General features: G+C 43.1%; 1 protein-coding gene and 1 pseudogene. One reads left to right on the top strand and one right to left on the bottom strand.

Annotated elements, in window-relative coordinates; genetic code table 11:
* A pseudogene (locus DA100_RS08050) lies at window positions 1-897 on the top strand (IS3 family transposase); the annotation flags it as partial.
* A 76-nt stretch (window positions 898-973) separates the two neighbouring features.
* Here the strand turns inward: DA100_RS08050 and DA100_RS08045 are convergent.
* Window positions 974-2350, bottom strand: coding sequence for a DUF726 domain-containing protein (locus DA100_RS08045; protein WP_138971703.1), 1377 nt, complete (start codon window positions 2348-2350; stop codon window positions 974-976).
* Window positions 2351-2528: the final 178 nt, after the last annotated feature.

The following is a 2528-nucleotide window of genomic DNA, read 5'->3' as shown; positions in this document are numbered from 1 at the left end:
GTTGAGCTTAGAGCATCGAATTCTCAAGGACATCGTAGAAAAAAAGCTGTAAAGCCAGCGATAAGACGCGAACTGGTTGAGTATGCCAGACAACGGCACAATGCCAGTTTACGTCTTGCTTGTCGCGCAGTTGGCATTAGTGATTCGGTTTATCGATACCAGCCTAAAGCGAATAACGATCATGAAGTGATTGTTGAACTGCAAAAGGCGGTTGAGCGTTATCCAGCCTACGGTTTTAGCAAATTGCTCAAAATACTTCGTCGCTGGGGACATGGCTGGAATCATAAACGGATATATCGGATTTACTGCGAACTCAAACTCAATAGGCGTCGTAAAGCGAAAAAACGCTTACCAACTCGTTCGCCTGAGCCGCTTAATGTGCCTATGGTAGCTAACCAGTGTTGGTCGATTGACTTTATGAGTGACAGCTTACAGTGCGGACGTCGATTTAGAACCTTCAACGTAGTGGATGACTTCAATCGTGAAGCACTCGCTATCGAAGTGGATTTAAGCCTCCCTGCGCAACGAGTGGTTCGAGTGCTTGAACGAATCATTGCATGGCGAGGTTATCCAGAAAAGTTGCGAATGGATAATGGCCCAGAGTTCATCTCTGTGACGCTTGCGACTTGGGCTGAGGAGCATGATATCAAGCTGGAATTTATCCAGCCAGGCAAACCGACTCAGAACTCCTATGTCGAACGATTTAACCGTACGTATCGCACAGAGATCCTCGATATGTATGTGTTCAGAACCTTGAATGAAGTGCGTGAGCTAACAGAAAACTGGATACGAGAATACAACGAAGAACGTCCCCATGATGCCCTCAACGATCTGACACCATGGGAATATTTAATGAAGAATGAACAAACCGAAACCTCTAATTATGGGCGCAACTAATTAGGGGAGGTTTACAAAATGAGTCAGCCTTAACCTAGCTGACTCCTAAGTCGACACAAGCATCTAAATGTTTTTACTAGTTTAGCAAAACGCTAACTTTTCGATTAATATTAGTATGTTTAGCGCTGAGCATTGGTTTGTGTTCTTCGATTAAACCAAGAACTGTGGAGAAGTTCTTTTTCCATGTCATGTGGGAATCAACAATGTCAGTGCAATCAATATTCACCAAACGCTCATCCTCAATGGGAATTGGATAATAACCAATGGGTTCAGACAGCTTAGCATTCACACACTCATATAAGCGTTTTAAAATCATGTCTTGCTTGCTGTAACAATTATACAAGCGGCCATCAATGGTTGATAAAGCATTTAACCAACTTTCTTTATCATCTTTACCTACTGCACCTCCAAGCAAAACAACATCGTTAATGTATTTATTTGATTTAGTACCAAGAGCCATCAAAGTATAAAAAATGACACGACAGCCCAGAGAATGTCCGACTAAATTAAATTTCTGCCCTTCTGTTCTAGAGATACAATCTGCAAGTTGCGCGCCAGCTTGAGCAGCACGCATCATTGCTGAATGCCATGGGTTTGAAACGAGATCACTCATTAAAGTTACCCAACCAAGAGGACTAAGTTGCTTCGCCGCTTGAACCCCACCTCGCTTGCTGATCGCTGCAAGCATAGAAAGGGCAGCTTTTTTTGTAGCACCCTCAGAAAATGCCGCACCTAATCGAGCATTACTTTTGGCATCCCAGTTGACCCCGTAGGTTGAATGCTTGAAGCCTGCAAAGAGATGCTCCGTTTGCCAGTCGTAAAAATCAGCTTCATTTTTTTGAGTAAAACCATTGATGAAAATAGTTTGCTCTTCAGAATTAGGTATAGATTTTAGCTGTCTAATGGCAAAACTATCGTCATCACCATGAAACTTATTTGCTAAAACACCACCAAGTGCACTACCACTAGCGGTAATAATCGTGGTACCAGCTGCTACAGAACCGCCTATAGCAGCAAGAGATGCACCTGTCAAAGCAGCTCCATTTAGACCCGCTATCGCTGTACCAGTGCCTGCTGCGCCAAGTAGCCCTGCATTGCCTAACGCCGCAGCAACCGCACCTGCCCCACCACCTGTTACCAGTGTTGCCCCAATTCCAATTATACCAACACCAGCATAAGCCGCGTGTTTAGCTGGTTTTGCTAAGTTCATCTGTTCACGAATGAAGATAGATTCATAGTCACTAATGTCATTTAACTTTTTTGTAAGCGATTTGAAAGAGGCTATAGTACCGTCATGTTCGGCACAAAGTTCATTGTTCCATGTTTGATCAATGAAGGCGAATTTACTGGTAACTTTCCCTAAGGCTTGTAAAGCTTGATTCTCATTTTCATCATATTGACGTGATTCTTTTATTTGTTGCAGTGTTTCCTCGCTTGGTGTGCCTTTTGCCATATGTGAGCAATATCGGCACTGCACGGTTCCATTACCACACTCAGTACATTGATATACCCCTGATCATTGAAAATGCTTGATTTTCTTTAGAATCAGGATCATGCTACGAACCATGAAAATTACACTGACTCCTCAGCAGAAACTGCAACTCGAACAAATGCACGATTCTACTCGTGAT

This window comes from Vibrio sp. Hep-1b-8, from assembly GCF_006124995.1.
Taxonomy (GTDB): Bacteria; Pseudomonadota; Gammaproteobacteria; order Enterobacterales; family Vibrionaceae; genus Vibrio.
The sequence above is the reverse complement of the archived record's forward strand: the minus strand, read 5'-3'. Positions and strand labels throughout refer to the sequence as shown.